This is a genomic window from Marinobacter sp. tcs-11 (genome assembly GCF_002049515.1).
GTDB lineage: Bacteria > Pseudomonadota > Gammaproteobacteria > Pseudomonadales > Oleiphilaceae > Marinobacter > Marinobacter nauticus.
This window is the reverse complement of the sequence record NZ_LLYU01000048.1, coordinates 1-2,176: the sequence shown is the minus strand read 5'-3', so window position 1 is coordinate 2,176 and position 2,176 is coordinate 1. Positions and strand designations below refer to the sequence as shown.

At 52.2% G+C, this 2,176-nt stretch carries 1 protein-coding gene and 1 pseudogene; one reads left to right on the top strand and one right to left on the bottom strand.

The window, feature by feature from the left end:
• The first annotated feature begins 340 nt into the window (after window positions 1-340).
• Complete coding sequence (locus ARC85_RS19595; RefSeq protein ID WP_286715983.1) at window positions 341-1,426, top strand: OprO/OprP family phosphate-selective porin; 1,086 nt, start codon at window positions 341-343, stop codon at window positions 1,424-1,426.
• Between the two features lie 410 nt (window positions 1,427-1,836).
• Here the strand turns inward: ARC85_RS19595 and ARC85_RS19590 are convergent.
• Window positions 1,837-2,176: pseudogene (locus ARC85_RS19590) on the bottom strand (TonB-dependent receptor); the annotation flags it as partial.

The window sequence follows — 2,176 nt, the reverse complement described above, 5'->3', positions numbered from 1 at the left end:
CTTCCAGAGTTTTATGATCCAGTTTACGACCGTCAGTATGGCGCATGAGTAGGCAACTCCGATAAGGTCGGTTGAACAATGCCTACATTATAAATGATGTCCGCTTACTTTTGTACTTCTTAGTATTTATTCTTGTTTATCATAATTATAGAGACAAATCGGCACATTCTGAGCTTGCCCCCGAAAAACGACCGCAACACCTAGCGCCCCAGAACCTGTCACCGGCCCGGACCAGCGCCCTGTTTTGATGCATTCTCTGTAACCATTCTGTAATCTTTGCCAAATAGACTTTAATGGCGCTTCAACACACACAAGCAAACCGAAAAAGGTGAGACAGATCATGAGCAAGAAATATTTGGGCTTGGCTTTGGCGATTTCTGCCGCTTCTGCTGCACAGGCCGGAAACGTTACGACCAGCGGCGAAGACCTTGTGATCGATACCGACAGCGGTATCAAAGTGAAAGTGTCGGATAACTCTGCGTCTTTTCAGCTCGGCGGGCGCATTCAGTGGGATTACGACGCCACGCAGTCTGACGACAACGGTGTTGACACTACCGATTTCGATGTGCGCCGGGCACGCCTCTACGCCAAGGGCCACTTTGGCGACTGGGCGTACAAGACCCAGTTCAACGTCGCTGAAAGTGATGGCGCCGACGGCGGTACTGCTGAAGACCTGTACATTCGTTACATGGGATTTGGCTCAGCTGCAACCGTGACTATCGGTAAACAGAAAGAGCCATTCGGCCTGGAAGAATTAACGAGCTCAAAAGACATCTCAGCGCTTGAGCGATCTGCCATGACCGAGCGTTATGCCCCCGGTCGCAGCGGTGGCATCCAGCTCAGCGGCAAGGGCAGCAACTGGACCTACGGTATCGGCTATTTCGAGGCAGACGGCGATGGCAGCGACGACTTCAATAACACGGCAGTAACCGCGCGGGGCACATTTGCACCCGTTCAAACGAATAATGCTGTTGTTCATCTTGGCGCGGGCTATACCACGCGTGACGCCGACGTTCAGGCCGATGAGGTCGATACGTTTAATCTGGAATTGGCCGGCGCTTCCGGGCCCTTCCATGCCCAGGCCGAATACTTCGATTCCGAAGAAGGTCAGGTGGATGTTGATGGTTATTACGTACAGCTTGGTTGGGTTGTCACCGGCGAAAGCCGTCCTTACAAGGCTGGGGCGTTCAAGCGAGTGAAACCGTCATCGCCCAAAGGAGCCTGGGAAGTTGTTGCCCGTTTTGAAGATGGCGACGGAAAATACAGTGATGTGGGGCTGGCCACAACTGACGGCGAGCAAACGACACTGGGGCTCAACTATTACGCCAACAGTAATGTCCGACTTGGCGTGAGCTATATGGATGGGGAAGAAGCCAATGGCACTAGTGGAGATGAAGTGCGTGCAAGGTTGCAATATGCATTTTGAACGCATGGGAGGGGGCTTGGTTGAGCTCACCACTTGATAGGGCACTGGTACGGGAAACATTGCGATCAAAAACAATCGGAAAATTCAGTTAGAGTTCAGTTTAGCTTGATATAGTTCTTGCGAGTTAATGAAGTACTCAGGTTTTTAGGGCAGATATTCATCTGCCCATTTTTTTGTCTGCCCCGCTCTGAATAGAGTTCATCTGAAGTTTCTGGGTACATAGCTATCTGGCAATAATCAATTCCTGAAAAAGGGGCGCACCGACGCGCACGTGGAGTCGTCTGGCAGTCTGTCGGGATTAGGTTGTTAGGTCTCTCATAGCCAGAAAACCCCGGCTGGAAACCGGGGCTATGACAGAGAGGGAATGCAAAGGCGAACTCGCCGCCGATCAGTTGGCCTTGGGTTGTTGATCAGAAATTAACGCTGATCCCCAGCGAAGTGGTACGTGGCATGTTTGGCCTGGCGCCATCGGGCAAACGTGAGACAATTTGCTGTTCATCGAACAGGTTGTCCACTTTCAGGAAGACATCGGCACTGGCGGTCAGTGCGTAGCGGCTGATGAAATCGACCAGGAACAGGGACTCGGTCTCGTCCAGTTTCGTGGCGGTGTTGTTGCATCCCGCGCTGACACACATCTCATCGACGTAGGTGGCCACAAGGTAGTTGTCCCAGCCACTCGGGTGTTCCATGCCTGTCCGGAAGCTCATCTGGTTTTCAGGTACGTCCTTGAGCTGATCGCCTTTTTTCAGG

Excerpts from the sequence above, each read along its gene's own strand:
- ARC85_RS19595 (WP_286715983.1), top strand. The coding sequence starts at position 341 with ATGAGCAAGAAATATTTGGGCTTGGCTTTGGCGATTTCTGCCGCTTCT.